This window comes from Actinomadura sp. NPDC023710 (genome assembly GCF_040639875.1).
Classification (GTDB): Bacteria; Actinomycetota; Actinomycetes; order Streptosporangiales; family Streptosporangiaceae; genus Spirillospora; species Spirillospora citrea.
Map to the genome: position 1 here is coordinate 113265 of NZ_JBFAGB010000022.1, position 25595 is coordinate 138859.

The window sequence follows — 25595 nt, forward strand, 5'->3', positions numbered from 1 at the left end:
CGGGTCACAGGAACGCGGCGACGCGGGCGGCGAACTCCTCCGGCGTGACGATCTCGATGCCGAGCCGCTCGGCCCTGGCCTTCTTCGACCCGGCCTTCTCCCCCGCGACGAGCAGGGACGTGCGGGCCGACACCGACGAGGACGCCGTGCCGCCGGCGCGTTCGATCAGCTCGTTCACCTGGTTGCGCGACAGGCCGTCCAGAGGGCCGGACATCGTTCCGGTGACGACGACCGAGATCCCGGCCAGGGGCAGTGCCGCGGCGTCGGGCCCGGCCTCCCGCGCGGCGGGGCCGGCGGTGCCCGGCTCGGTCATGGTGACCCCGGCGGCGACGAGCTTGTCGATCAGCGGGGCCAGCTCGGCGATCTCGGCGACCAGGACCGCCGCGCGCTCCGGCCCGACGCCCTCGACCTCCTGGAACGCCTCGGCGTCCGCGGCGCGGATCGCGTCCATCGTGGCGAAATGCCGGGCGATGCGGCGCGACATCGACCGGCCGGTGCCGCGCACGCCGAGCGCGCAGAACACCTTGCTCAGCGGCTTGGCCTTGGCCCCCTCGATCGCGGCGAGAAGGGCGGTGGTGCTGGTCTCACCCATCCGCTCCAGGGCGATGACCTGGTCGTATGTGAGCGTGAACAGGTCGGCGAAGTCGCTGATCAGCCCAGTGGCGATGAGCTGGTCGATGCGTCCCTCGCCGAGGCCCTCGATGTCGAACTGGTCGCGGGCCACCGCGTAGCGCAGGGACACGACGGCGTGGCAGGCACGCCCCCGCACGCACCGCCAGCGCTGCTGGGAGGCGTCGATGCCGTCGCCGCAACGCGGGCAGGCCGCGGGGATCTCGATGGGCCGCTCCCGCCCGGAGCGCAGGTGGACGACCGGCGCCTCCACGCGCGGGATGACGTCACCCGCCTTGTAGACGGTGACGTGGTCGCCGATCATCAGGCCGCGCCGCTCGATGTCGGCGGCGTTGTGCAGGGTCGCGTAGGTGACGGTGGAGCCGTCCACCTCGACGGGCTCCAGGACGGCGCGGGGCGCGATGACCCCGGTCCGGCCGACGTTCCACTCCACGTCCAGCAGGCGGGTGATCTTCTCGACCGCGGGCAGCTTGTAGGCGATCGCCCAGCGCGGGGCGCGGGAGGACAGGCCGGCGTCGGCCTGGTCGGCCGCCGCGTCCGCCTTGATCACGATGCCGTCGATGCCGAAGTCCAGTTCGGCGCGCAGCGCGGCGATCTCCTCGACCCGTTCCAGGACCCGCTCGATCGACGTCGCGGTGATCCCCGGGGCGGACGTCGCGGCCGTGGTGTTCGCGCCGAGGCCCGCGACCAGCTCCATGATCTGGCTGTGCGGCAGGTCGCGCAGGCGCGCGGCCGTCTCGTCGTCGGTGCCGTCCATCGGGAGGGCGCCGTAGGCGAAGAAGGTCATTTCCACCTTGTAGGGGTGGTCCCGGGTGCGCAGGGACCCCGCGGCGGCGCTGCGCGGGTTGGCGAACGTCGTTCCCACGGCGGCGGTGCGGGCGGCGTTGGCGGCCTCGAACTGGGCCCGCGTCATCAGCACCTCGCCGCGCAGCTCGACGGTGAGCGGCCGGGCGAGGCGGCCCGGCAGGCCGAGGATCATGCCGGAGCAGTGCGACACGTCGTCCCCGGCGGCGCCGTCGCCCCGCGTCACCAGCTGGACGAGCCGCCCGCCGCGGTACCGGGCCGAGATCGCCATGCCGTCCAGCTTCGGCTCCACGCTCCATGTCGCGACCTCGCGGCCGAGCCTGCGGACCAGGCGCGCCGCCCACGTTTGCAGGCCCTCGGCGGAGAACACGTTGTCCAGGCTCAGCATCGGGACGGTGTGCGGGACGTCGCCGACCACCGCTCCCCCGGCGACCTTGCCCGTCGGGGACTCGGGCAGCACCTCGTCCGGATGCTCGGCCTCGTAGGCGGCGATGCCGCGCACCAGCCGGTCGAAGGCGTCGTCGTCGAGCGGCGCGTCGCCCTCGCCGTAGTAGGCGGCGGAGGCGGCGACGGCGGTCTGGACGGCGGCGGCGTAGGCCGCCCGGTCGCCGATCTCGGTGTGGGCCGGGGTGTCGCTCATGACGACATCATGCCTGGTCCCACCGACATCTCCAGGTGATCAGCGGGCGCCCAGGCGGTGTCCGAGAAACGCCAGTTCGCGGCGGAGTTGCCGCCGCCAGAAGGCCGCGTCGTGGCATCCGTCCTCCAGCCCGCCCTCGGGGCGGACCCGGTCGCGGAACTCGCGCACCCGGTCGGCGAACGGGTCGCTCGTCCCGCAGTCGACGCGCAGCGGGATGCCCTCCAGCTCGTCCAGCGCGGCGAAGACGTCGTTGCGGTGGTAGTCCGCCGCGCCGTCGAACGCGCGGCGGTTGGTGGCGATCGCGTCCTCGTAGGAGCCGAACAGGGCCGGGGACGACGCGACCACGGCGGCCGTGCGGGCGGGGCCGAGACGGCGGGCCAGGACGAGGGCGCCGTAGCCGCCCATCGACCAGCCGATGGCGCCGACGCGGTCGGTGCGGGCGCCGCGTTCCCGCAGCCGCGGCAGCAGCTCGTCCACGATCATGCCGACGGGGTCGTCGCCGGCGGCGCGGGGATGCCAGTAGGTGGAGGGCCCGCCGTCCACGCTCACCAGGGTGAACGGGGGGACGCCGCCGTTGGCGACGGCGTCGGGCAGGTAGTGGTCCAGGGCCAGGTTCCGCACGAGGGAGGAGCCGTTCTCCCCGGTGCCGTGCAGGGCGACGACCACCGGCAGGCCGCGCGGCGACCGGTTCGCGGCGGGCGGGACGACGGTCGCGGTGACGGTCGTGCGGCGATGCGCGGAACGCCAGGTCATCGTCTCGGTCCGGACGGACGAGGGCGGCGGCGCCGGCACGTCCCCGCACCTGCCGAGCGCGCGGTCCAGCCGGACCTTGCCGGGGAGGGCCTCGCTCTCGACCAGCGCGTAGCCGGTGCCGCCCGTGACCGCGACGGCGCCGATGCCGCCGAGCCCACCGAGGACGAGGGCGCGTCGGGTGATCAAAGAGGGTCCTTTCAGGAGGCTTCGGGCACCGTATCGCTCTCGCGGGTCGCGTGCGCGGACCGCGACAGGAGCGCGACTCCCCCGGTGAGCAGGAGCACGCTGAACGACAGGGCCGTGAACGCGGCGGCCGTCCGGGGCGGCAGCGTCTGGAAGGCGAAGGCGGCCACGAGGTAGGACGCGATCGGGTTCGTCATCGTCATCGCGGTCATGGCCGCGGGCAGCGACCCGGCCGCGAACGCCCGCTGCTCGATGACCAGGCCGAGCAGCGTGCTGCCCGCCAGCGCGTAGCCGGGCCAGTCCCCCGCGGTGGCGGCGACGCCGCGGTCGACCAGGTCGGCGGTGGTGAGCTTGATGAGCACGGCGGTCGCGGCGAAGCACAGGCCGGCGCAGACGCCGAGCAGCGCGGCCCGTATCGGGCCCTTGCGAAGCCATGCCGCCCGGGACAGCGCGATGATGACCGGCGCGGCGATGAGCCCGGCGAGCAGGATCCGCGGCCGGGACGGCTCGCCCTGGGGCGGGATCGCGCCCGGGACCGTGAACAGGACGGCGAGGCCGGCGGACACGGCGATGCCGCCGAGCAGGTCCAGCCGCGCGGGCCGGCGTCCCGTGCCGATCGTGCCGAGCACGATCGTGAAGACCAGCTGGGTGACCAGCAGCGGCTGGACGACGGCCGTCGAGCCGAAGTGCAGGGCGACGGCCTGCGCGCAGAACCCGCCGAGGTTGACCCCCCATCCGGTCAGCCACACCGGGTCGCGGACCAGCCGGCGGATCAGCCCGTGGACGGCGGACGCGTCCGAGACGCCGTGCACGGCCCGCCTCGCGGCCCGGTACTGCAGGGCCGCGGCCCCGGCGAACAGGAACGCCGCGAGCAGGCTGAAGCAGATCGACCAGGCCATCAGACCGTCCCGCCCCGGCTCACGACGCCCCTCCCGCCTCGCGCATCGCACCGCCCACCACAGATCATCCTTCCCGCCATCGGACAGGACGACCACGGCGGCCCCGCCGCTCTTGACCGCGACAGAAAACGGATCTAAAACAAGAGAAACCAACTCAAACAGAAGGGAAGCCACATGGAGCCGGGAGCGGTCGGCGCATGATCGTCACGGTGACGCTCAACCCGAGCCTCGACCGCACGATCGAGGTGGACGTGCTGACCCGCGGCGCGGTCATCCGGGCCAGGTCCGCGCGGCTGGACCCGGGCGGCAAGGGCGTCAACGTGTCCCGGGCGCTGCTGGCCAACGGCGTCGAGGCCGCCGCCGTGGTCGCGGTGGGCGGCGCGGACGGCGACCAGCTGCGCCGGCTGCTGGAGGCCGAGGGCATGCGGGTGCACGCCGTCCGCGCCCGCGGGCGGACCCGCTCCAACGTCACGATCGTCGAGCCCGGCGGCGTCGTCACCAAGCTGAACGAGCCCGGCGGCCCGCTGTCGCCCGGGGAGCTGGACGAGGTCGGCGCCGCGGTGGCCGCCGCGGCCGGCGCCGCCAGCTGGGTCGTCGGCTGCGGGAGCCTGCCGCCCGGCGTCCCGGACGGCACCTACGCGCGGATGTGCCGCCGGTTCGCCGCGGGCGGCGTCCGCGTCGCGGTCGACACCAGCGGCCCGGCGCTGCGCGCCGCCGTCGCCGCCGCGCCCGACCTGGTCAAACCGAACCGGGAGGAGCTCGCGGAGGCCGCGGGCGGCCCGGTCGACACCGTGGCCGACGCGGTCGAGGCGGCCGGGCAGCTGCGGGCCTGGGGGGCCCGCGCCGTCCTGGTCAGCCTCGGCGCGCAGGGCGCGGTGCTCGTCGACGACGACGGCGTCCTCACCGGCGAGGCGCCCGTCGCCCTCCCGCGCAGCACCGTCGGCGCCGGCGACGCCCTGCTCGCCGGGTTCCTCGCGGCGGGCGCCCGCGGGCCCCGCGCGCTCGCCGAGGGCCTCGCCTGGGGCGCGGCGGCCGTGCGGCTGCCCGCCAGCCGGATGCCGGGCGCCGCCGACGTGCGGCGCGACATCGTCCGCATCCACCCGCGGCCCGACCTCGCCCGCCCCCTCCTCACCTGACCCGCAGAGCACCACCCCCACCCCCGAACGACAGGAGGCCGAGATGGCCACCACCTACACCCCGGAGCCCGCCGGGAGCGGGATCCGCGCGAACGTCCAGCGGCTCGGCGGCCGGATGGCCGCGATGGTGATGCCGAACATCGGCGCGTTCATCGCCTGGGGCCTGATCACCGCCCTGTTCATCCCGACGGGCTGGCTGCCGAACAAGGAGCTCGGCGAGCTGGTCGACCCGATGATCAAGTTCCTGCTGCCGCTGCTGATCGGCTACACCGGCGGCCGCATGGTGCACGGCCAGCGCGGCGCCGTCGTCGGCGCGGTCGCCACCGTGGGCATCGTCGTCGGCGCCGAGGTGCCGATGTTCCTCGGCGCGATGATCATCGGCCCGCTCGCCGCGTACCTGCTGCGGCTGTTCGACGGGCTCGTGCGGGACCGCGTCCGGACCGGGTTCGAGATGCTGGTCGACAACTTCTCCGCCGGGATCGTCGGCGCCGCGATGGCCGTCGCCGGCAACCGGGTCATCGGCCCGGTCATGAACACCTTCACCGAATGGGCCGGGGACGGCGTGGGATGGCTGGTCGACCACGACCTGCTGCCGCTCACGTCCCTGCTCATCGAGCCGGCGAAGGTGCTGTTCCTCAACAACGCCGTCAACCACGGGGTGCTCGGGCCGCTCGGCGTCCAGCAGGCCGCCGAGCACGGCAGGTCCGTGCTGTTCATGCTGGAGTCCAATCCGGGGCCGGGCCTCGGCGTCCTGCTCGCCTACTGGTTCTTCGGGCCGCGGCGGCTGCGCCCGAGCGTCCCGGCGGCCGCCGTCATCCACTTCTTCGGCGGCATCCACGAGATCTACTTCCCCTACATCCTGATGAAGCCGCGGATGATCCTCGCCGCGATCGCGGGCGGCATGACCGGAGTGGCGATCTTCGTGGCCACGGGCGCCGGGCTCGTGGCGACCCCGTCGCCGGGCAGCATCTTCGCCTACCTCGCGCAGACGCCCCGCGGCGCCGGCAACTGGATCGGCGTCTACACGGGCCTGATCGCCTCCGCGGCCGTCTCCTTCGGCGTCGGCGCCGCCCTGCTCGGCTTCGGCCGGCTGGCCGAGTCCGGCCCGGAGGACGGGGACGCGACCGGCGGGGAGGCCGGCGCCACCGAGGAGAGCGCCGCCGAGGACACCGCCCCGCAGCAGCCCGCCGACGGCGCGGCACGAGAGACGACCGCACACTGATGGAAGGCGCACCCACGATGAACGGCAAGGACATCCGCAAACTCGTCATCGCCTGCGACGCCGGCATGGGCAGCAGCGTCATGCTCGCCGGCCAGCTCCGCAAGGCGCTGCGCAGGCAGGACGTCGCGGTCGAGCACACGCCCGTCGACGCGATCCCCGGCGACGCCGACGTGGTCGTCTGCCACACCGGGCTCGCGGCCCGCGCCCGGCGCGGCGCCGGCGGCGCACCGGTGATCCCGTTCGAGGTCTACCTCGGCGACCCGGCCGTCGACCGGCTGGTCAAGGCGATCAAGGACGGCGGCGAGGTCGGTGCCTGAGGGCGCCGCCGGCCTGCTCGCCCCGGACGCGATCCGGCTGGACGCCCGGGCCCGCGGCCGCGACCACGCCGTCCGGATCTGCGGGCAGGTGCTGGTGGACGCGGGCGCCGTCGAGCCCGGCTACATCGAGGCGATGCTGGAGCGGGAACGCTCCATCTCCACCTACCTCGGTGAGGGCGTGGCGATCCCGCACGGCACGTCGGGGGGCCGCGACCTGATCCGCCGCGACGCCCTCGCCGTCGTCCGGTTCCCGGACGGGACGGACTGGAACGGCGAGACCGTCACCGTCTGCATCGCGATCGCGGCGCGCGGCGACGGCCACATGGAGATCCTCGCCGAGCTGGCCCAGGTCCTCATGGATCCGGACCGGGCCCGCGCGCTGCGCGAGTCCACCGGCGCCGAGCAGATCCTCGCGCTCCTCGCCCCGCGGGCCGAGGACGAGCAACCGACAGGACAGGGACACACCGCATGAAGGTCGCCCGCTTCTACGCCCCCGCCGACATCCGCCTGGAGGACGCCCCCGAACCCGAGCCCGGCCCGGGCGAGCTGAAGATCCGCGTCCGCAACTGCTCGACCTGCGGGACCGACGTCAAGATCTCCCGGTTCGGGCACCACCACATCGTCCCGCCGCGGGTGATGGGCCACGAGATCGCCGGGGAGGTCGTCGAGGCCGGGGCCGGCGCCGGGGACTGGGCCGCGGGCGACCGCGTCCAGGTGATCGCGGCGATCCCGTGCGGGCGGTGCGCCGAGTGCCGCCGCGGCCGGATGACGGTCTGCGCCGCGCAGGAGTCGATGGGATACCACTACGACGGCGGGTTCGCCGAGTACCTGGTGGTCCCGGCGAAGGTGCTCGCGGTGGGCGGGGTGAACCGGGTCCCGGACGGCGTCTCGTTCGCCGAGGCGTCGGTCGCCGAGCCGCTCGCGTGCGTGCTGAACGGCCAGGAACTGGCCCGCGTCGGTGAGGGCGACGACGTCGTGGTGTTCGGCTCGGGCCCGGTCGGCTGCCTGCACGTGCGGGTCGCGCGGGCCCGCGGCGCCGCCCGCGTGTTCCTCGTGGAGGTCAACGCCGAGCGGCTGCACCGGGCCGCCGCGCTCGTCAAGCCGGACGCGGCGCTCGACGCGGGCTCCGGCGACGTCGTCGGGGAGATCCTCGAACGCACCGGCGGCCGCGGCGCCGACGTCGCGATCACCGCCGCCGCGTCGGCGGCCGCGCAGGGCCAGGCGCAGCGGCTGGTCGCGCCGGGCGGCCGGGTCAGCCTGTTCGGCGGGCTGCCCAAGGACGACCCGGTCGTCGCCGTGGACGCCAACCGCGTCCACTACCGGGAGCTGTCCCTGGTCGGCGCGAACGGGTCGAGCCCCGCGCACAACGCCCGTGCGCTGGAGCTGATCGGGTCCGGGCGGGTCCCCGTCGAGGACCTCCTCACCCACCGGCTTCCGCTGGACGCCCTGCACGACGCCCTCGACCTGGTCACCCGGGGCGCCGCCATCAAGGTCACGATCGAACCCTGAAGGAGACGTCATGCCCGAACGGAGCGTCGTCGTCGCCGCGGCGCAGGGGCTGCACGCCCGCCCCGCGCAGTTGTTCGTCCAGGCGGCGGCGCGGCAGCCGGTGCCGGTGTCCATCCGGGTCGGCGACGGCGCGCCCGTCCCCGCCGGCAGCATCCTCGGCGTGCTGTCGCTCGGCGCGCGGCGGGGAACGGAGGTGATCCTCTCCGCCGAGGGGGACGGGGCCGGCGGCGCGCTGGAGGAGCTCGCCGGCCTGCTCGCCCGCGACCTGGACGCCGAGCGGCCCGCCTGACCGGTTGCGCGGACCGGGTCCGGCGGACTCGGCACAATGGACGCACCGCGACGCGGGACGCACCGCGACGCAGACGGAACGGGTGGGACGGTCATGTACGCCGAGGAACGGCAGCAGGCGATCCTTGCGCTGGCGCGCTCGAAGGGCCGGGTGGACGTGGTCGCGCTCGCCGAGGAGTTCTCGGTCACCACCGAGACGATCCGCCGCGACCTGACCGTGCTGGAGCGGGCCGGGACGGTCCGGCGCGTGCACGGCGGCGCGATGCCCGTCGAACGGCTCGGCTTCGAGCCGGAGCTGGCGGCGCGGGACGCGGTGATGACGGAGGAGAAGCAGCGCATCGCCAAGGCGGCGCTGGAGGAGCTGCCCGCCGACGGGTCGGTCATCGTGGACGCCGGGACGACCACGTCCCGGTTCGTCCAGCTGCTGCCGACCGACCGCGAGCTGACCGTGATCGTGAACTCGCCGCCGCACGCGGCGGTGCTGGCGACCCGCCCCAACCTCACCGTGATCATCCTCGGCGGGCGGGTCCGCGGCCGCACGCTCGCCACGGTGGACGACTGGGTGCTGCGCCCGCTCGCCGACCTGTGGGTGGACGTGGCGTTCATGGCGACCAACGGCTGCTCGGTCGAGCGCGGGCTGACCACCTCCGACCAGGCCGAGGCCGCGGTGAAGCGGGCGATGATCGCCTCGTCGCGGCGGCGGGTGCTGCTCGCCGACCGCACCAAGATCGGGCACGACCACCTCGTGCGGTTCGGCGGCCTCGCCGACATCGACGTGCTGATCACCGACACCGGGCTGGACACCGACCTGGCGGCCGACCTCGCGGCCGCGGGCCCGGAGGTCGTCCGCGCCTGAACCGCCCGCCGCGCGGCGGGCGGCCGGGCCGCCGTCCCGCGCCGGGGACGCGCGGGACGGCGGGACCCGTCAGCCCGCGGCGGGGACGCCGTTGGCGGGCGCCTGCGGCTGCGGGGTCGTGTAGGGCTGGATCGGCCCGTCACCGTCGTCGGTGGTCAGCGGCTGCCCCTGGGGCACGACGTTCTGCCCCTTGATCGTGCCGATGACCGCCCCGGTGTACCCGGCGTGCGAATCCGCGCCGTAGGCGAACGGGACGACGCCCGGCCCGGTGAAGCGCGACTTCTCCAGCGCCTCCACGATGCCCTTGCGGGTCGGGTCCTTCCCGGCCGCCTGGAGCGCCTGCACGAAGGTGTAGGCGACCGACATCCCGTAGACGATGTTGCCGTTGAACGGCAGCTTCGGGATGTACCGGTCGTGGATCTTCTTGAACAGCGCCGTCCAGCTGTTGGAGGCGTCGCCCGGCGCGGCGAGGTAGCCGTCGGTCACCATGCCCTGGATGAGCGGGCTGCCCTCGACCTCGCTGCCGCCCTTCTTGGCGAAACTCTCCAGCAGCCCCGTGAGCGTGATCGGGTCGGACCCGACGTTGCTGACGACGAACGTCGGCTTGTAGTTCAGCTTCAGCGAGGCGAGCCGGAACAGCGCCGTGTAGGTGGGGATGCTGAACAGCACGACGACGTCGGCCTTGGACTGGGCGATCGCCTGCGCCTGGGCGCCGATGTCGGTGCTGCCCGGCTGGTAGGACTGCCGGGACACGACCTGGTCCTTCGGGATGTACTTGTCGAGGCCCTTCACCCCGTCCTGGCCGAAGTCGTCGTTCTGGAAGAAGTAGGCGACCTTCTTCCCCGCGTAGGTCTTCTTGACGTGGTCGCCGAGGATCTTGCCCTCGCGGATGTAGTCGACCTGCCACCCGAACGTCTGCGGGTGCTTGTCCGGCTGGTCCCAGCAGCCGCAGCCGGACGCGACGAACAGGTCGGGGACGCGCTGGGCGTTCAGGTAGTCGACCACCTTGGAGTGCGTGGGCGTGCCCAGCCCGTTGAAGATCGCGAAGACCTTGTCCTGGAGGACGAGCTTCTGCGTCGCGCTCACGGTCTGCGTCGGGTTGTAGGCGTCGTCGACGTACTTGTAGACGATCTTGCGTCCGTGCACGCCGCCGCTCGCGTTCACGTAGTCGAAGAACGCCTTGGACGCCGCGGAGTTGGCGCTGTAGCCGGGCGCGGCCGGCCCGGTCAGCGGCTGGTGGCTGCCGATCGTGACGGTGGTGGCGGTCACGCCGGGCGCCGCCGACCCGCCGTCCCCTCCGTCACCGCCGCAGCCGCTCGCCGCGACCGCCAGCGTCGCCGCGGTCGTCAGGGCGAGCGCCCGTATCGTCCGGCGTCGCTTCATCTGCTCCTCCTGGGTGCGTTGTGGTGGGCCCCGATGTGTCGCTCGGCGCGGGACCGCGCGACCCGGGAGCCCGGTCGCGCCTCCCGCGTGCGCGGCGCCGGACTGCGCCGCCGATGCCGCGCAGCCCTCCCTGGACGCCGCGCGGGAAGGCCAGCGTCACCGCGATGAGGACGACGCCGTAGACGGCGAGGGGCAGGTTCGACGCGATGTTGTGCGAGAGGCCGGACGAGGACGACAGGTCCGCCGCCCACGTCGGCACGTACACCAGGATCAACGCGCCCCACACGGCGCCCGGCAGGCTGCCGAGCCCGCCGATGACGATCGCGGCGATGAGCTGGAGGGACAGCGTGAGCGGGAACGCGCCCGGCGCGGCCAGCGTGGCGACCACGGCGAGCAGCCCGCCGGCGAGCCCGGCGCAGGCCGCCGAGACGACGGTCGCGGCGATCCGCAGCCGGGCGACCCGGACCCCGCTCAGCGCGGCGGCGATCTCGTCGTCGCGGCTGGCGCGCAGCGTCCGCCCGAACCGGCCGCGGGTCAGGTTGGCGAGCAGGAACAGGGTGACGACGGCGCCGAGGCAGCAGATCCACGCCTGCCAGCGCTCCAGCGGGAACGTCTCGCCGAGCGCGGCGGGCGGGACCGGCGGGACGATGGTCAGCCCGTTCTGGCCGCCCAGCACGCCGGCGAGCGGCTCGTAGTTGGCGAGGCCGGGCAGCCCCACGGCGAAGGCGAGGGTGGCGCCGGCCAGGTAGGGGCCGTGCAACCGGGCGGCGACGGCGCCGACCACCGCGCCCGCCACGGCGGTGGCCCCGGCCGCCGCCGGCAGGACCGCCGCGAGCGGCCAGCCCCAGTGCCCGATGACCAGCGCCGCGGTGTAGGCGCCGACCGCCATGAACGCCCCGTGCCCGAGGGAGATCTGCCCGCCGAGCCCGGTCAGCACCGTCAGGCCGGCGACCGCGCAGGTGAGGTAGGCGGCCTGCGCGATCTGCAGGTCCCGGTAGGGGCCGGCGGCGGTGGTCAGCACGTACAGCGCGGCGAGGGCGAGGGCGGCGCCGGCCGCGTGCCGGGTCAGGGTGGAGCGGCGCAGGGCGCTTCGCACGGGGGCGGTCACGGGGTCACACCCTCCGTCCGGCGCTCGCGGCGAACAGGCCGTTCGGTCTGATCATCAGGACGGTGATGAGGGCGGCGAGCGCCCCGAGGGCGACCAGCTCCGAGCCGAGGTAGCCGGACACGTAGCTGAGGGCGCAGCCGAGCAGCAGCCCGCCGGTGACGGCGCCCGCGGGGCTGTCCAGCCCGCCGATCACGGCGGCGGTGAACCCGAAGACGAGCATCGCGTCGAACTGGGCGGGCCCGACGAACACCGACGGGGCGATCAGCACCCCGGCGAGCGATCCCACGAGCGCGGCGAGCGCCCAGCCGAGGGTCAGCATCCGGCCGACGCGGACGCCCTGCAGCCGGGCGATCTCGGGCGCGAACGCCGACGCCCGCAGCCGCAACCCGAGGTCGGTGCGGACGAACAGCAGCGTCAGCAGCACCATGACCGCGGCGACGGCGCCGATGACGAACAGGTCGAACGGCGACAGCAACAGCCGCGTCCCGCCCGCGGACAGGCCCTTGATGGTGAAGGCGGGCGGGTAGGAGTGCGGCGTGTCGCCCCAGATCATGCCCGCGGACGCCTGCAGCAGCACCAGCAGGCCGAGGGTGACGATCACCGCGTTCAGCGGCGGCTTGTTCTCGACGGGGCGGACCACGACCCGTTCGACGACCGCGCCCAGCACCAGCCCGGACGCCAGGGCGGCGCCGAGCGCGAGCCAGTAGGAGCCGCCGGCGTCGATGACGCTCCAGGCGAGGAACGTCGTGAACATCAGCATCCCGCCCTGCGCGAAGTTCACGACGCGGGTGGAGCGCCAGATCAGCACCAGGGCGAGCGCGACCGCCGCGAACACCGCCCCGGAGGTGATGCCGGCGAGCGTGAGATTGAGGAAGCGCACCATCAGAACCCCAGGTAGGCGTGGCGGAGGCGGTCGTCGGCGGCGATGGCCGCGGCGGTCTCGTCCGCCACGACGGAGCCGAGGTCCAGGACGACGGCGCGGTCGGCGACCGACAGGGCGCTGCGCGCGTTCTGCTCCACGAGCAGCACGGTCCGCCCGTCCTCGTCGCACAGCCGCCGCAGCACGGCCATCAGCTGGGCGACCACCCGCGGCGCGAGGCCGAGGGACGGCTCGTCCACCAGCAGCAGCCGCGGCGCGCCGGTGAGCGCCCGGGCCAGCGCGAGCATCTGCCGCTCGCCGCCGGACAGGGTGGCGGCGGTGCGGGAGCGGCGCTGCGCGAGCGGCGGGAACAGCTCGTACATGTCGGCGACCCGGCGCGCGAGGGCCGCCCGGTCGCGCCGCCACAGCCCGCCGAGCCGCAGGTTGTCCTGCACGGTCAGCTCGGTGATGACGCCGCCGCTCTGCGGGACGTGCGCGACGCCGAGCCGGACGATCTCCTCGACCGCCGTCCCGGTGATGTCCGCGCCGTCCAGCTCGACGCGTCCCGAACGGGGCCGCAGGAGGCCGGAGACCGCGCGCAGCAGCGTGGTCTTCCCCGCGCCGTTCGCGCCGAGCACCGCCGTCACCGAGCCCTCGCCGACCGACAGGTCCACGCCGCCGAGCGCGCGGACCGCGCCGTAGGAGACGGTCAGGTCCTTCACCTCAAGCACCGGTGACCTCCTCGCCGAGGTAGGCGTCGAGGACGGCCGGGTCGTCGCGCACGCTCTCGGGCGGGCCGCTCGCGATGACTCTGCCGAAGTCCAGCACGACGACCTGGTCGCAGACGCTCATCACGAGGTCCATGTGGTGCTCGACGAGGACGACGGCGGGCCCGCCGCGCAGCCCTCGGATCAGCCCGGCCAGCTCGTCGATCTCGGTCGCGGACAGCCCGGCGGCGGGCTCGTCCAGCAGCAGCAGGTCGGGCTCGGCCACGAGCGCGCGGGCCAGCGCGACCCGCTTCTGCACGCCGTAGGGCAGCTGCCCCGGCAGCCGGGCGGCCTCGTCCGCGACGCCCAGCTCCGCGAGCCGGGTCATGGCCCGCCCGCGCAGGGCCGCCTCGTCGCGGTCGGCGCGCGGAAGCGCGAAGAGGCCGGACCAGAACCCGGCCCTGGCGTGCGGGTCGGCGCCGACCATCACGTTCTCCAGCACGGTCAGCCCCGGGAACAGTCCGAGGCCCTGGAGGGTGCGGGCGATGCCGAGCCGCGTCAGGTCGTGCGGCCGATGGCGGCCAAGGAGCCGGCCCCGCCAGCGCACCTCGCCCGCCCCCGGCCGGACGAACCCGCACACGACGTTGAAGAGCGTCGTCTTGCCCGCGCCGTTCGGGCCGATCACCCCCGTGACCCCGCCCTGGGGCGCCGTGAGCGACACCCCGTCCAATGCGACCAGCCCGGCGAAGCGGACGGTCACCTCTCGAAGTTCCAGGATTGCAGAGGAGCCGGACATGTCGCCTCACCTCGCCGATGAATCAGCGCGAATCCCCCGAGGCCAATTGCACATACCGACTGGTCGGATTCACCGAAGATAGAATCACTGGGCGCTCCGGTCAACAGCCGATTTTCCGCGGTCCCGGCGGCGGCGCTGCGGTTCGTCGCCGGGCGGTAGGCTGATCGGCGATCTGCGGGCGGCCGCGCCGGGGCGGCACGAGACCCCGGGGGGCGTTCCCGGACGGAGGTGGAGTGATGGCGCAGGCGCCCGCGGGCCGGATCCCCGGCACCCTGCCGCTGCCGGACCGGCTGCTGGCCGTGGCGACCCGGATGTTCGCCGAGAAGGGCTTCGAGAACACCTCGGTGCAGGAGATCGTGAACGCCGCCGGGGTGACCAAGGGGGCCATGTACCACTACTTCGGCTCCAAGGACGACCTGCTCTACGAGATCTACCACCGGCTCCTCGGCCTGCAGACGTCCCGGCTGGAGCAGATCGCGGGCGGCCCCGGCACGGCCGCCGAGCGGCTCCGCGCCGCCGCCGTCGACGTCCTCAACACCTCGTTCCTCTACCTGGACGACTTCACCGTCTTCTTCCGCTCGACGCACCTGCTCTCCCGCGACCGCCGCGAGGCCGTCCGCGCCGAGCGGCGGCGCTACCACGAGCGCTTCCGCGCGCTGGTCGAGGAGGGCCAGCGCGAGGGAACGTTCCGCACGGAGACGCCCGCCGACATCGCCGTCCACTTCTTCTTCGGCACCGTCCACCAGATCGGCGCCTGGTACCGCCCGGGCGGCCGCCTCAAGACGGCCGCCATCAGCGAGCACTACGTGGACCTGTTCCTCCACGGCCTGGAGAAGTAGCGGGCGCCGCGCCGCCCGTCAGCGCTCCACGTGCTCGATCTTGAGCGCCGCGTCCTTGTGCCGGGCGCGCAGGGGCTTCTTGTCGAACTTGCCGACCGTGGTCTTCGGGATCTCCTCCAGGAACGTCCAGTACTCGGGGACCTGCCAGCGGGCGACCTTGCCCGCGAGGAAGGCCGCCAGCTCCCCGGGAGCGGCGGAGGCGTCCGGGCGCAGGACGACGCAGGCGAGGGGGCGCTCGTCCCATCGGGCGTCGGGGATGCCGATGACGGCGGCCTCCGCCACGGCGGGGTGGGCCATCAGGTGGTTCTCCAGCTCCACCGAGGAGATCCACTCGCCGCCCGACTTGATGACGTCCTTCGCGCGGTCGGTGATCTGGTAGAAGCCGCGGTCGTCGATGGTGCCGATGTCGCCGGTGCGCAGCCAGCCGTCGTCGAACTTCCCGGGCGCCGGGTCGCGGTGGTAGGCGCCGGTGATCCACGGACCGCGCACCTCGATCTCGCCCACGGACTCGCCGTCCCACGGCAGCTCGGCGCCGGAGTCGTCCACGATGCGCATCTCGACGCCGGCGGCGACGCGGCCGGACTTCAGCCGCCAGTCCATGTCCTCGTCGGTGCCCGGCTCGACGCCCGGTGGCGGGAACGCCATACCGCCGAGCGGGCTCGTCTCCGTCATGCCCCAGCCCTGGATGATGCGCAGCCCGTACCGCCGCTCGAAGCGCTCCAGCAGGACGCGGGGCGCGGCGGCGCCGCCGGAGGTGCCCGCCCGCAGCGACGACAGGTCGATCTCCTCCTGCTCCCCCAGGGCCAGGATCCCGTTCCAGATCGTCGGGACGGCGGAGGCCAGCGTGCTGCGCTCGGCGGCGATGAACTTCGCCAGGTGCTCCGGCTGCATGAACGGCCCCGGCATGTGCAGCGTCGCCCCGGACAGGAACGCCCCGTACGGCAGGCCCCAGGCGTTGACGTGGAACATCGGCACGATGGTCAGGACGCGGTCGGCCTCGGTGATGCCCACCAGCGACGCCGACTGCACGGCCATCGCGTGCAGGAACGTGGAGCGGTGCGAGTACACCACGCCTTTGGGGTCGCCCGTGGTGCCGCTGGTGTAGCACATGGACGCGGCGGATCGCTCGTCCACCTCCGGCCAGGCGTAACCGGGCTCCTCCGCGGCGAGCAGCTCGCGGTAGCGCAGGACGGGCGCCCCGTTGCCGTTGGCCTCCAGGGCCGAGGCGTCGCCGTCCCCGACGACGACGAACGCCTCGACGGCGGGAAGCTCGTGCACGACGCGCGCCAGGAGCGGGACGAGGCTGTCGTCGACGACGATGACCTGGTCGTCGGCGTGGTTGATGATGTGCGAGAGCTGCTCGGGGAACAACCGGATGTTCAGCGTGTGCAGGACCGCCCCCATGGCGGGCACCGCGAAGTACGCCTCCAGGTGCTCCTGGTTGTTCCAGCAGAACGTCGCCACCCGGTCGCCGGGACGGACGCCCAGCCGGGCCAGGGCGGACGCGAGCCGCTCGGCGTTGGCGGCGATCTGCGCGAAGGTCGCGCGCCGGGGCGCGCCGCCGCCCGTCCACGTCACGCACTCGCTGCGGCCGTAGACGCGCGCCCCGTGCCGCAGGATCGCGGCGACGGACAGCGGAAAGTCCTGCATCGTGCTGAGGATCATGGCATTTCTCCGGGAAGGCCCGCGATGGCGACAGGAACGGGCCGGGTGCGCGGAATTCCGCACATACCGACCGGTCGGTTCACCATATTTTCGACACCGCCCCGCCGTCAATGATCCATCGCGGGCGGCGACGCATCCCGCACGTGCACGGGCATCCACGGCCGCCGGGGGCCCGAGAAGGCCGGGGGCTGGACGGTTCCGCGACTCCGCCCCGGCACCGTCCAGCCCCCGGCTTTCCACCGGTATATGCGGCTGACGCGCGGACTCCCCTCCTCGCAGCCCGCCGGCACCGCCATGGCCCGGTTCCCACCTTCCCAGCGCTCGTGCTCCACGACATGTCACACGCTTCAGCGCCGCGATGGTCCACCTGGGACGACACGGCACAGACACCCCTGGTGGACCAGTCCAGTCCCGCCACGGCCCGCGAATCGCACCACGGCGGCAGCACGCGACCAAACAGCGGCCTCCGCGCCCACCTCTAACGACGAAGACGCCGCCCGTGTCGTCTTGTACCGTCCGGTCGGTATGGCGCAAGGTGTTATGCCGTGCATGCGCGTCGGCGCATGCGACATGGGCGGGCTCGCATCTCTGTCAGGCGGGTATCCGCACGTGGACGAGGGCATACCGACTGGTCGGTTTCGCCGGGTCCAAGTTATTGCCATTTCGACTTACCGGGTTTACGTTGACCGGACGGTGACGGCGAGCGCGCGCGCCGCCGCCGTTCATGGACCGGTTCTCGGGGGAGATCAGCGCCCGGAGGAGTCTCTGTATGTCCGTTTCCTCATCCACCGAGCCCGGCACCGGGCGGAGCAGCGCCGCACCGGGTCTCGCCGCGCGGTTGTGGCGCCGCGACCTGCCGCACTACCCGGAGACGGGGCGCCGCTACGCCTGCCTCGCCATCGTCGTCGTCACCACGGTCGTGCTGTACTACCTGCTCTACATCCAGTACGCCGTGGCGACGTCGATCATGTCCCACTACGGGATGTCGTTCGGCTTCTTCATCCTGCTGTCGGTGGTCGGCAACGCGATCGGCGCGTTCGCGTCGCTGCTCGCGGGGCTCGCCGACCGGTGGGGCCGCGCGAACCTCGTGGTGTACGGCCTGCTGGTCGCCGGCCTCCTGGTCCTCGTGCTGCCGCAGGCGCCGGACAAGACCACCTTCCTGGTGCTGTTCGCGGTGCTCAGCTTCATCGAGGGCATCGTGCTCGTCGCCACGCCGGCGCTCATCCGCGACTTCTCGCCCCAGCTCGGCCGCGCCACCGCGATGGGCTTCTGGACGATGGGCCCCGTCCTCGGCAGCCTCGTCGTCACCACCGTGACGAGCGCGACCCTGGACACCTCCGGCTGGCAGGACGAGCTGCGCTTCGCGGGGTTCGCGGCGCTGGCGGTGTTCGTCGTCGCCCTTTTCGGCCTGCGGGAGCTGTCCCCGGCACTGCGCGACCAGATCATGGTCAGCATGCGGGACCGCGCGCTGGTCGAGGCGCGCGCCAAGGGCATCGACCCCGACCGGCAGACGTCGGGCCACTGGCGGCAGATGATGCGGCCGGACGTCGTCGGCTCCGCCTTCGCGATCAGCGTCTACCTCCTGCTCTACTACGCGGCCGTCGGAAACTTCGTCATCTACTTCTCCGCGACGTTCGGCTACAGCGAGCAGCGCACCAACGGGCTCGCCAACTGGTACTGGGCGGCCAACGCGGTCGCGCTGGTCGTCGCCGGGCTGCTGTCGGACCGGCTCGGCGTCCGCAAGCCCCTCATGCTCGTCGGCGGCATCGGCTCGGTCGCGGCCACGGCCTACTTCGCGCAACTGGCCGTCCACCCGGACACCGGCTACTACACCTTCGCCTGGCTGTTCGTCGCGATCGGCGTGTTCGGCGGCCTGGCGTACGCGCCGTGGATGGCGAGCTTCACCGAGACCGTCGAGAGGCACAATCCGGCGGCCACCGCGACCGGCCTCGCCGTGTGGGGCTGGATCCTGCGGATCGTCGTGGCTTGCTCGGCGGCGTTCGTCCCGGTGGTGGTGACGTCGGTGACGCCGCTCGTGGAGCACGGCCACGAGGTGAAGGCGGCGTCCGAGCAGGCGGCGCCGGCGCTCGCCGTCGTGAACGCGCATCCGCAGCTGTTCGCCGAGCTCGGCAGGTACCCGGAGGGCTCCGCGCCGCCGGAGCTGCAGGCTCGCGCCGCCAAGGAGGTGGGCCTGCCGGGCCTCGCCGCCGTGCAGAAGGCGCAGCCGCAGCTGAAGGTGCTGAAGGAGCACGGCGCCGAGGTGACCAAGGCCTCGCAGGAGGGCCCCGGCCAGTGGCGGAACTGGTGGTACGTCTGCCTGGGCGGCCAGATCGTGTTCCTGCCGTTCATCTTCGTGATGACGGGCCGCTGGAGCCCCAGGCGCGCCCGGGAGGACGCCGAGGCGCACCGGCGCGCGATCGACAAGGAGCTGGCCGCGCTCGCCCGGGACTGAGCCCGTCCACTGCGGCTTCGTCAGCGGTACCGCCTCTATGTACCTCCTCCGAGTACCGCCTCTGCCCGACCGCGGGCCGGCGCCAGGCGCCGGCCCGCGCGTTCGGGTGCGCGCGGACGGTGTTCAACGACGGGCTGCGCGCCCGCCAGAACGCCCACGCGGCCGGCCGGCGTACATCCGCGGAGGCGTGTCGTCCTCCGGCGCCGCGCCGCCCTGCGCGCCGTCCGCCAAAAAGCGCGGGACTTTTCTGCGCGCCGGTGCGTAGCCCGGCGGGGCGCGGCGGGCGTTAGATCGCGCTATGAAGATCGCCGTGCGGGCGGCGATGATCGTGGCACTCCTCGCGACGCTCATCGCCCACCCCCTGCCCGCCGGAGCGTCCAAGGACGCCCCGGGAACGTCGAAGCACACCATTCCCATGGGCGACTGGAACCGCCCCTACCTGCTGCACGTCCCGCCCCAGCGCGAGGCCGGCGCGCCGCTGCCGCTCATCGTCGCGCTGCATGGCGGGCTGAACGACTCCGAGTACGTCCGCGAGCAGAGCGGGCTCGACGCGACCGCCGACCGCCACGGCTACGCCGTCGCCTACCCCGACGGGCTCCTCGGCACCTGGAACGCCGGTGCCTGCTGCTGGTTCGCCCGCTGGACCGGCGTCGACGACGTCGCGTTCCTCGACAAGCTGATCGACACGCTGGTGCGGCAGGGCGTCGCCGACCCCCGGCGCGTCTTCGTGACCGGTTTCTCCAACGGCGGCGGCATGGCGTACCGGTACGCGTGCGAACGGTCGGACAGGATCGCCGGGATCGCCGTGGTGTCGGGCGCCCTCGCGATCGGCTGCACGCCCAGAACACCGGTGTCGGTGCTGGCCTTCCATGGGACGTGGGACCCGTCCGTCCCCTATACGGGCGGCGGGAACATGGACGCGGACGTCCATTTCCCGTTCATCCCCGTCCAGGTCGTCATGGAGTTCTGGAGATGGGTGGACAAGCTGCCCGCGCTCTCGTGGCCGGTGCCGGACGGGCCGGACGACTGCGTCGGCACGGGCCCGGGCCCCGTCGTCGTCGGGCTGTGCACCAGGCAGCGCGGCGGCCACGAATGGCCGGATTATGCCAGCGAGCTCATGGCCAGGTTCTTCGCGGACAGGCCGTCCCTGCCGAAGACATGACCTCCGTTCAATTCAAGCCGTCCCGCTACAAAGCGCTAAACTCTCCCCACTCACGAGTAATGGGGAGCAATGCAGGAAATCGGCTTGGCAGAGGCAGTCAAAGCGATCCGCGACGAGCTGGCGCGGGCTCAGCGTGAGGGCGCCGAGGAGGAGATCCGCTTCAGCGTTGGGCCGGTCGAGGTCGAGTTCGAGGTCGCCATGGTCCGGGAGGGCGGCGCCAACGGCAAGGTGAAGGTCTGGGTGGTCGAGGTGGGCGCCTCGGGCAAGCTCGCACAGACCACCAGGCACCGGGTGGCGGTCACGCTCGATCCCCGGGTCGACGGCAAGCCGATCGAGGTGGGTGACCGGCTCCGCAAGCCCGGCCGGTGATCCCTGACGAACCACGCTGGCGCACCGTCGAGGTGCTCGTCGGGGAGGGCGAGGAGGGCTACGGCACCGGCTACCGGATCTCCGCCGGGCTGGTGCTCACCTGCCGGCACGTCCTGGCCGCCTCCGGTGCGGTGACGGTCCGGCTCGTCACGCCGGACGAGTCGGTCTCCGTCGCCGCCGAGCGGGTCTGGACCGCCGAGGGCGCCGAGGTCGACCTGGCGCTGCTGCGGGTCGCGGACGGCTCGCTGCCCGCGGTGGCCCCGGCGGTGCTGGCGGACGTCGACCCCTGGAGCACCGGGCGCGCACGGTTCGTCTCCTGGGGTTTCCCCGCCTCCCACGACCGCGAGAGCGAGCTCGGCGGCGTCCGCGACGTCGACCAGGTGGACGGCGACGTCCTCCTCGGCGCCAACGTCAAGACGGGCCTGCTCGACCTGCACCGCGACGACGCCCCGCAGCGCGCGGGCCGCCGGTACAAGGGCCTGTCCGGCGGCCCCGTCCTGGTCGGCGGCAAGCTGGTCGGCGTCGTGCGCTGGGCCGAGCCCGACGGGCCGCTGACCGCCTCCCGCGTCCTCAGCGCCGCCGGGCCGCACCGGCCGCGGATCGCCGGCGAGTTCGTCGAGCCCCAGCCGAGCCGGGAGCGACTGAACGCGCTCCTCGACGGCGCGGGCGTGCGGCTGGACCCGGGGAGCGCGGGGCCGTCCGCGCCGCTGCGCCGGTCGCGGTACTGGTCGACCATCACCAAGCTGCGGGCCCGCTGCCCCGACCCCGCCGACCGGGACGCCGAGCTCGCCCGGCTCCAGGAGTTCGCCACGAGCGGCACGCCCTACCTGTGGCTGGTGGGCGAGCCCTGGGCCGGCAAGACGACGCTCGCCGCCGCGTTCGCCGGGGACCCCGCCCCCGACGTCATCACGGTCGCGTTCTTCGTGTCCCGGTCGGCCGGCTCGCGGCTGGCCGACTACCGGGCCGCACTGGCCGACCAGCTGGCCCCGCTGGTCGGCGAGACGCCGACGCCCGGAGTCGTCCCCGCCGCGTTCGACCTGGACGACCTGTGGCGGCGCGCGGTCGAGCGGGTCACCGCCGACGGCCGCCATCTCATGCTCATCGTGGACGGGCTCGACGAGGACGACCACCTGCGGCACCGCGAGAGCAGCATCGCGGCGCAGCTCCCCGAGTACGTTCCGCCCGGCAGCCACGTGCTGGTGACCAGCAGGCACTTCCCCGAGGTGCCCGCCGACGTCCCGGACGGGCATCCGCTGCGCGAGTGCGAGCGCCGCACGCTCGCCGCCAACGAGGCCTCGCGCGCCTCGCGCAACGCCGCCGAGCGCGACCTGCAGCAGCACCTGAGCGACCGGACGAGCCGCGAGGTGCTCGGGCTGCTGGCGGCCTCCGGCGGCGGGCTGGCCGACGAGGACATCGCCCGGCTCACCGGCCTGGACCTCTACGACGTCCGGGAACTGGTCGAGCAGACCGTCGCCCGGCTGGTCGAGCGGCGGGAGGACGGCGGCCGCGACCGCTACTCCTTCGCCCACGACCTGATCCGGGAGACCACGACCGAGCGCCTCGGCGCCGAGGCGATGGCCGCCTTCTGGGCGCGGGTGCTCGACTGGGCCGAGACCTACCGGACCGGCGGCTGGCCCGCCGACACCCCCCTGTACCTTCTGGACCGGTTCCCGCAGGTGCTGGCCGACAACGAGGACCTGGACCGCCTGCTGCGGCTCAACGAGCCGGGCCGCTGGAGGCGCCTGCTGGAGCGGACCGGCACGGTGGAGCCGGCCGTGCTGACGCTGACCGACTCGATCCGGCTGCTCCTCGCGGCGGACTCCCCCGACCTCGCGGTGATCTACCTGCTGGCCCTGTGGCGCGACCAGCTCCGCCTGCCCGTCCACGTCCATCCCGAGGTCATCGCGGTGGCCTGGACCGAGCTCGGCGAGCTGGAGCGCGCCGAGCGGATGGCCCGCGACATCCCCGTCGCCTCGATCAAGGCCAACATCCTGATCTCCATGGCGGAGGCGGCGAACCGGTCCGGCACCGAGACCGAGGCGGCGCTGTGGCTCCAGGAGGCCGAGCTGCTGGCGGGGGGCATCCTGAGCGGGGTGCGCAGGGCCCGCACCCTGGCCCGGATCGCGCTGGCCCTCGGCCCCGGCTTCACCCGCGCCGAGACCCTGCTGGACGAGGCCACCCGGCTCTTCACCTCCGTCGTTCCGTCCCGGATCCGGCGCAGGGAGCTGATGACGGGCATGGCCTGCGACGCGGCCCGCGCCGGGCTGTGCGACTCGGTGGAGCGCATCGCGCGGTCGTTCGCCGACCGCAAGCACCAGTGGCCGATCATCGTGGCCGCCGCCCGCGCCGCCGCCGAGCAGGGCCTGCAGGAGGACGCCGAGCGCCTGGCCAGCCTCCTGACCCCGGACGACCTGCGGTGGGAGACGTTCGCCGAGCTCGTGCGGCTCCTGGCCGACCGGGGCGAGTTCGCGGCGGCCGAGGAGCTGGCGCGGACGTCGGTCAGCGGGGCCCGGGCGATCTCCCGGGCGCTCGGCGGCATCCTGCGGGCGCGCGCGCTGCGGGGCGACCGGGCCGCCGCGCAGGCGGTGCTCGCGACCGCGATCGACACCGTCACGGCCAAGGGCGGGCCGTCCCGCCAGGCCGCGCTCGCCGAGCTGCTCACCTCCGTCGTGGACGCGGGGCTGCTCGACGAGGCCGAGAGGCTCATGTCGCTGCTGGAAGGCCATCGCAGGGCGCTCGCCGCGGCCCGCGCCGCCGTCGGCGCGCTCGACGCCGGCCTGCCGGACACCGCGATCCGGCTGATGGGGACGGCCGCCGACCTCGTCTCGCTCCAGCCGCGGCGGCAGTGGGCGCCACTGGTCGAGGCGGCCCCGGCGGTCGCGGCGGAGGGCGACCTCGACGCGGCACGCGGCCTGCTGGCCCTCGCGCTCACCGTGGCGGAGGGGACGTCCCCCAAGGCGGCGCGGGCGGTCAACCTCCTGCTCAAGACCCATGTCGCCGAGCTCTAGGGCGCCTCCGGCGTGCTGGAGGCGGGCATCGAGGCGGCGCTGCGCCTCCCGTCCCAGCAGGACCTGCCGTCGGAGACGGCGCGGACCGCCACCGAGCTCGGCCTCACCGGGCCGGCCCTGCGGGCGGCGGTTCTCGTCGTCGACGTGCACGAGCGCAACACCCTGCTCGGGACGATCGCGGAGCGGGCCGCGCGGGACGGCCGCCTGGAGGTCGTCCACCGCGCGCTGGCCGGCATGAGCCGCACCCGCAAACAGCTGTTCGCGAGCGTCAACGCCGCCGAGGAACTGGCCAAGGCGGGCCGGATCGACGACGCCGAACAGCTGGTCGACCGCGTGCGGAACGGTTTCCGCCGGGCCACGGGCCTGGCCCGGCTCGCCCGGATCGTCGGGGCCCGGGGCGAACGCGACCAGGCCGTCTCCTACCTCCTCGCGGCCGAGCAGCTGGCTCCCGCGGGCTCGGTGCGGCACCTGACCCAGTTCGAGATCACCGCCGCCGCCGTGGCCGCGGCCCGGCAGGGCCGCCACGGGGAGGCGGAGCGGATCGCCGCCCTCGTCGACAGTCCCCGGCGGCGGATCTCCGCGCTGGCCGAACTCGCCGAGACCGCCTACGGCGCCGGGGCCTACGCCCGCGTGGCGCGGTTCCTGACCGCGGCCGAGGAACTGCTCGGCGACCTGGACGCCGACTCCCGCGACGCCGTCGCGACGGAGCTGGCGGCGACCGCGGCCCGGGTGACCGACCTCGACACGGCGCGGCGGCTGGTCGCGCTCGTCTCGGATCCGGCCATGGGACTGTCCGCGCTGACCGAGGTCGCACGCGCCGCCCACGGCTTCGGGAACGCCGGCGCGGCGGGGCGGCTGCTGGCCGAAGGGGAGAAGCGGCTGGCCGGATTCGACGCCGACTCCAGCGAGGGGGTGGCGACCGAGCTCGCGGCGGCCGCCGTGGAGATCGGCGACCTGGACCTGGCGGAGCGGCTCGCGGCCGGGCTGGCCGACCCGCGGCTGCGGGTGGAGGTCCTGCTGGCGGTCTGCCGGGCGAGCACCGAGCGGCTGCGGGCCCTGCGCCGCCGGGTCGTCCGCGAGGCGCGCGGGGTGCGCAACATGCGGATCCGCGGCGAGCTGATCGGCTCCCTGGCCGCCGCCGTGGCGGCCACGGGCAACGCGAACCTGGCGGGCAGGACGATGGACGACGCCGAGACGGCCGTCCGCACCATCGCGATCACCAACCCCGAGCCCCGGTGCCGCGGGCTCGTGGAGCTGGCCCTGCTCGCCGACACGCTCGGCGACGCCGAACGCGCGCGGCGGCTGCTGCGCGAGGCCGAGCAGCTCGCCGCGACCTACGTGGACGAGCAGCGCCACCAGCGGGCGCTGTCGCACATCGCCCAGGCCGCCGCGCGGCTCGGACTGCTGGACGAGGCGGAGCGGGTGACGGAGATCATGCGGGCCTCGCGGCTGCCGTTCCCCGCCTGGAGCACCCTGGCGGCCGTCGCGGAGCGGGCCGCGGCGCTGGGCGACACCGGCCGCGCCGTCCGTCTCATCGAGGAGGCGCTGCGGATCGCCCGGAGCGTGCGCGACCCCAAGGTGCGCGGCGCGACGTTCGCCGGCATCGCCGCCGCCGCGCTGCGGGCGGGGCTGCCCGAGCAGGCGCAGAACATCCTCGGCGAGGAGCCGCAGCACCACCACCGGCAGGGCCCCATCCTGCGGGACATCGCCCTGGCCACCGCCGTGGCGGGACGGCTGCCGGAGGCCGAGGGGATGGCCGCCGGGATCCGGTCGCCCGCCCGCCGCCGGGAGGCGTTCGAGGGCGTCATCGCCCGCCTGGTGGAGGACGGCGACCGCGCCGAGGCCGAGCGCCTCATCGTCCAGGGCATCCGGGAGGACGGCTGGCTGCCGCCCCCCGCCGTCATGATGGCGGCACTGCCGGAGGTGATCCCGCCGCTCGGCAACGTCCTGCCCCGCATGGCCGCTTTCGAGGAGGCAGCCAGGGCCGAGCGGTCGTGACCGGCGGCTGGC

General features: G+C 74.2%; 23 protein-coding genes. 14 read left to right on the plus strand and 9 right to left on the minus strand.

Annotation, left to right across the window (positions count from 1 at the left end; all coding sequences use genetic code 11):
- Window positions 1-4 precede the first annotated feature (4 nt).
- From ligA to AB0H37_RS25225, 3 genes are read right to left on the minus strand one after another with little or no spacing between them, the layout of a single operon-like run.
- Window positions 5-2074 carry an NAD-dependent DNA ligase LigA gene (gene ligA, locus AB0H37_RS25215; protein WP_360615611.1) on the minus strand — a complete coding sequence of 690 codons (2070 nt, stop codon included), beginning with the start codon at window positions 2072-2074 and terminating at the stop codon, window positions 5-7.
- 39 nt (window positions 2075-2113) lie between these two features.
- The gene (locus AB0H37_RS25220; protein ID WP_360615613.1) at window positions 2114-3013 is read right to left on the minus strand and encodes an alpha/beta hydrolase-fold protein; all 900 of its coding nucleotides are present in this window, start codon (window positions 3011-3013) and stop codon (window positions 2114-2116) included.
- 11 nt (window positions 3014-3024) lie between these two features.
- Window positions 3025-3909, minus strand: coding sequence for a DMT family transporter (locus AB0H37_RS25225; protein WP_360615615.1), 885 nt, complete (start codon window positions 3907-3909; stop codon window positions 3025-3027).
- A gap of 197 nt (window positions 3910-4106) precedes the next feature.
- Between AB0H37_RS25225 and pfkB the strand changes: the two genes are divergently transcribed.
- The 7 genes from pfkB to AB0H37_RS25260 all read left to right on the plus strand — a co-directional run bounded on the left by pfkB (window position 4107) and on the right by AB0H37_RS25260 (window position 9237).
- A complete protein-coding gene (gene pfkB / locus AB0H37_RS25230; RefSeq protein ID WP_360615617.1) occupies window positions 4107-5045 on the plus strand; it encodes a 1-phosphofructokinase in 939 nt (312 codons plus the stop codon).
- Between the two features lie 43 nt (window positions 5046-5088).
- Entirely contained in the window at window positions 5089-6267 is a 1179-nt protein-coding gene (locus AB0H37_RS25235) for a PTS mannitol transporter subunit IICB (protein WP_360615619.1), read from the plus strand.
- 17 nt (window positions 6268-6284) lie between these two features.
- Entirely contained in the window at window positions 6285-6584 is a 300-nt protein-coding gene (locus tag AB0H37_RS25240) for a PTS lactose transporter subunit IIB (protein WP_329091398.1), read from the plus strand.
- Window positions 6577-7056 carry a PTS sugar transporter subunit IIA gene (locus AB0H37_RS25245; RefSeq protein ID WP_329091400.1) on the plus strand — a complete coding sequence of 160 codons (480 nt, stop codon included), beginning with the start codon at window positions 6577-6579 and terminating at the stop codon, window positions 7054-7056. Before AB0H37_RS25240 ends, AB0H37_RS25245 begins: the two co-directional genes overlap by 8 nt.
- Window positions 7053-8093: an alcohol dehydrogenase catalytic domain-containing protein gene (locus tag AB0H37_RS25250; RefSeq protein ID WP_360615622.1), complete on the plus strand. Its 1041-nt coding sequence runs from the start codon at window positions 7053-7055 to the stop codon at window positions 8091-8093. The genes AB0H37_RS25245 and AB0H37_RS25250 overlap by 4 nt, the downstream gene beginning before the upstream one ends.
- Before the next feature lie 10 nt (window positions 8094-8103).
- Entirely contained in the window at window positions 8104-8382 is a 279-nt protein-coding gene (locus AB0H37_RS25255) for an HPr family phosphocarrier protein (RefSeq protein WP_179834602.1), read from the plus strand.
- Between the two features lie 93 nt (window positions 8383-8475).
- Complete coding sequence (locus AB0H37_RS25260) at window positions 8476-9237, plus strand: DeoR/GlpR family DNA-binding transcription regulator (RefSeq protein ID WP_179838664.1); 762 nt, start codon at window positions 8476-8478, stop codon at window positions 9235-9237.
- Window positions 9238-9306: 69 nt separating this feature from the next.
- On the opposite strand, the gene AB0H37_RS25265 is transcribed toward AB0H37_RS25260, so the two are convergent.
- The 5 genes from AB0H37_RS25265 to AB0H37_RS25285 are packed head-to-tail and all read right to left on the minus strand — an operon-like array spanning window position 9307 to window position 14090.
- Window positions 9307-10620 carry an ABC transporter substrate-binding protein gene (locus tag AB0H37_RS25265; RefSeq protein ID WP_360615624.1) on the minus strand — a complete coding sequence of 438 codons (1314 nt, stop codon included), beginning with the start codon at window positions 10618-10620 and terminating at the stop codon, window positions 9307-9309.
- Window positions 10538-11728 (minus strand): branched-chain amino acid ABC transporter permease, encoded by a 1191-nt coding sequence (locus AB0H37_RS25270; RefSeq protein WP_360615626.1) that lies wholly within the window; start codon window positions 11726-11728, stop codon window positions 10538-10540. Before AB0H37_RS25270 ends, AB0H37_RS25265 begins: the two co-directional genes overlap by 83 nt.
- 4 nt (window positions 11729-11732) lie before the next feature.
- Window positions 11733-12611, minus strand: a complete 879-nt coding sequence (locus AB0H37_RS25275; protein ID WP_360615628.1) for a branched-chain amino acid ABC transporter permease — start codon at window positions 12609-12611, stop codon at window positions 11733-11735.
- On the minus strand, window positions 12611-13318 hold the full coding sequence (locus AB0H37_RS25280; protein ID WP_179834598.1) for an ABC transporter ATP-binding protein: 708 nt from the start codon (window positions 13316-13318) through the stop codon (window positions 12611-12613). The genes AB0H37_RS25275 and AB0H37_RS25280 overlap by 1 nt, the downstream gene beginning before the upstream one ends.
- Entirely contained in the window at window positions 13311-14090 is a 780-nt protein-coding gene (locus tag AB0H37_RS25285; protein ID WP_360615631.1) for an ABC transporter ATP-binding protein, read from the minus strand. Before AB0H37_RS25285 ends, AB0H37_RS25280 begins: the two co-directional genes overlap by 8 nt.
- Before the next feature lie 236 nt (window positions 14091-14326).
- On the opposite strand from AB0H37_RS25285, the gene AB0H37_RS25290 reads away from it, so the two are divergent.
- Window positions 14327-14929: a TetR/AcrR family transcriptional regulator gene (locus tag AB0H37_RS25290; protein ID WP_179834596.1), complete on the plus strand. Its 603-nt coding sequence runs from the start codon at window positions 14327-14329 to the stop codon at window positions 14927-14929.
- 18 nt (window positions 14930-14947) lie between these two features.
- Here AB0H37_RS25290 and AB0H37_RS25295 read toward each other — a convergent pair whose 3' ends face one another.
- Window positions 14948-16594, minus strand: coding sequence for a long-chain fatty acid--CoA ligase (locus tag AB0H37_RS25295; RefSeq protein ID WP_329091417.1), 1647 nt, complete (start codon window positions 16592-16594; stop codon window positions 14948-14950).
- Window positions 16595-17363: 769 nt separating this feature from the next.
- Here AB0H37_RS25295 and AB0H37_RS25300 point away from each other — a divergent pair.
- From AB0H37_RS25300 to AB0H37_RS25325, 6 genes are all read left to right on the plus strand, one after another.
- Entirely contained in the window at window positions 17364-19046 is a 1683-nt protein-coding gene (locus tag AB0H37_RS25300) for an MFS transporter (protein ID WP_329091419.1), read from the plus strand.
- A complete protein-coding gene (locus AB0H37_RS25305; RefSeq protein ID WP_360615654.1) occupies window positions 19043-19336 on the plus strand; it encodes a helix-turn-helix domain-containing protein in 294 nt (97 codons plus the stop codon). The genes AB0H37_RS25300 and AB0H37_RS25305 overlap by 4 nt, the downstream gene beginning before the upstream one ends.
- Window positions 19337-19344: 8 nt before the next feature.
- On the plus strand, window positions 19345-20208 hold the full coding sequence (locus AB0H37_RS25310; RefSeq protein WP_329091421.1) for an alpha/beta fold hydrolase: 864 nt from the start codon (window positions 19345-19347) through the stop codon (window positions 20206-20208).
- Between the two features lie 69 nt (window positions 20209-20277).
- Window positions 20278-20577: a trypco2 family protein gene (locus AB0H37_RS25315; RefSeq protein WP_179834593.1), complete on the plus strand. Its 300-nt coding sequence runs from the start codon at window positions 20278-20280 to the stop codon at window positions 20575-20577.
- Window positions 20574-23585, plus strand: a complete 3012-nt coding sequence (locus tag AB0H37_RS25320; RefSeq protein ID WP_360615634.1) for a trypsin-like peptidase domain-containing protein — start codon at window positions 20574-20576, stop codon at window positions 23583-23585. Before AB0H37_RS25315 ends, AB0H37_RS25320 begins: the two co-directional genes overlap by 4 nt.
- A gap of 12 nt (window positions 23586-23597) precedes the next feature.
- Window positions 23598-25583, plus strand: coding sequence for a hypothetical protein (locus tag AB0H37_RS25325; RefSeq protein ID WP_360615636.1), 1986 nt, complete (start codon window positions 23598-23600; stop codon window positions 25581-25583).
- The last annotated feature ends 12 nt before the right edge of the window (window positions 25584-25595 follow it).

Excerpts from the sequence above, each read along its gene's own strand:
- ligA (WP_360615611.1), bottom strand. The coding sequence starts at position 2,074 with ATGAGCGACACCCCGGCCCACACCGAGATCGGCGACCGGGCGGCCTAC.
- AB0H37_RS25225 (WP_360615615.1), bottom strand. The coding sequence starts at position 3,909 with ATGGCCTGGTCGATCTGCTTCAGCCTGCTCGCGGCGTTCCTGTTCGCC.
- pfkB (WP_360615617.1), top strand. The coding sequence starts at position 4,107 with ATGATCGTCACGGTGACGCTCAACCCGAGCCTCGACCGCACGATCGAG.
- AB0H37_RS25235 (WP_360615619.1), top strand. The coding sequence starts at position 5,089 with ATGGCCACCACCTACACCCCGGAGCCCGCCGGGAGCGGGATCCGCGCG.
- AB0H37_RS25240 (WP_329091398.1), top strand. The coding sequence starts at position 6,285 with ATGAACGGCAAGGACATCCGCAAACTCGTCATCGCCTGCGACGCCGGC.
- AB0H37_RS25250 (WP_360615622.1), top strand. The coding sequence starts at position 7,053 with ATGAAGGTCGCCCGCTTCTACGCCCCCGCCGACATCCGCCTGGAGGAC.
- AB0H37_RS25255 (WP_179834602.1), top strand. The coding sequence starts at position 8,104 with ATGCCCGAACGGAGCGTCGTCGTCGCCGCGGCGCAGGGGCTGCACGCC.
- AB0H37_RS25260 (WP_179838664.1), top strand. The coding sequence starts at position 8,476 with ATGTACGCCGAGGAACGGCAGCAGGCGATCCTTGCGCTGGCGCGCTCG.
- AB0H37_RS25265 (WP_360615624.1), bottom strand. The coding sequence starts at position 10,620 with ATGAAGCGACGCCGGACGATACGGGCGCTCGCCCTGACGACCGCGGCG.
- AB0H37_RS25275 (WP_360615628.1), bottom strand. The coding sequence starts at position 12,611 with ATGGTGCGCTTCCTCAATCTCACGCTCGCCGGCATCACCTCCGGGGCG.
- AB0H37_RS25285 (WP_360615631.1), bottom strand. The coding sequence starts at position 14,090 with ATGTCCGGCTCCTCTGCAATCCTGGAACTTCGAGAGGTGACCGTCCGC.
- AB0H37_RS25290 (WP_179834596.1), top strand. The coding sequence starts at position 14,327 with ATGGCGCAGGCGCCCGCGGGCCGGATCCCCGGCACCCTGCCGCTGCCG.
- AB0H37_RS25295 (WP_329091417.1), bottom strand. The coding sequence starts at position 16,594 with ATGATCCTCAGCACGATGCAGGACTTTCCGCTGTCCGTCGCCGCGATC.
- AB0H37_RS25300 (WP_329091419.1), top strand. The coding sequence starts at position 17,364 with ATGTCCGTTTCCTCATCCACCGAGCCCGGCACCGGGCGGAGCAGCGCC.
- AB0H37_RS25310 (WP_329091421.1), top strand. The coding sequence starts at position 19,345 with ATGAAGATCGCCGTGCGGGCGGCGATGATCGTGGCACTCCTCGCGACG.
- AB0H37_RS25315 (WP_179834593.1), top strand. The coding sequence starts at position 20,278 with ATGCAGGAAATCGGCTTGGCAGAGGCAGTCAAAGCGATCCGCGACGAG.